Source organism: Vibrio sp. OPT18 (assembly GCF_015163615.1).
GTDB classification, from domain to species: domain Bacteria; phylum Pseudomonadota; class Gammaproteobacteria; order Enterobacterales; family Vibrionaceae; genus Vibrio; species Vibrio coralliirubri.
On sequence record NZ_JADDYK010000104.1, the window covers coordinates 1 to 454 of the forward strand.

General features: G+C 49.8%; 2 tRNA genes and 1 rRNA gene. All 3 read left to right on the forward strand.

Features of this window, described 5'->3' with window-relative positions:
* A 16S ribosomal RNA gene (locus IQQ51_RS24685) occupies positions 1-87 on the forward strand; the annotation flags it as partial.
* A gap of 122 nt (positions 88-209) precedes the next feature.
* Positions 210-285 (forward strand) — tRNA-Glu (locus IQQ51_RS24690).
* A gap of 2 nt (positions 286-287) precedes the next feature.
* Positions 288-363, forward strand: a tRNA-Lys gene (locus IQQ51_RS24695).
* Positions 364-454: the final 91 nt, after the last annotated feature.

Here is a 454-nt window from a genome sequence, read left to right on the forward strand (position 1 = left end):
AGGACGCTCACCACTTTGTGGTTCATGACTGGGGTGAAGTCGTAACAAGGTAGCCCTAGGGGAACCTGGGGCTGGATCACCTCCTTATACGAAGATATACACGATGAGTACCCACACAGATTGATTAGGTTTAGAAAAGCAAAGAGATGAAGAACTCCCAAGTTCTTCGAAGTTTGTTTCTACTTTTTAAAGTAGAGATGAATTGCAGTGTCCCGTTCGTCTAGAGGCCTAGGACACCGCCCTTTCACGGCGGTAACAGGGGTTCGACTCCCCTACGGGATACCATTGGGTCGTTAGCTCAGTTGGTAGAGCAGTTGACTTTTAATCAATTGGTCGCAGGTTCGAATCCTGCACGACCCACCATTTCCTCCCAAGGAAATAAAAATATGGGGCTATAGCTCAGCTGGGAGAGCGCCTGCCTTGCACGCAGGAGGTCTGCGGTTCGATCCCGCAT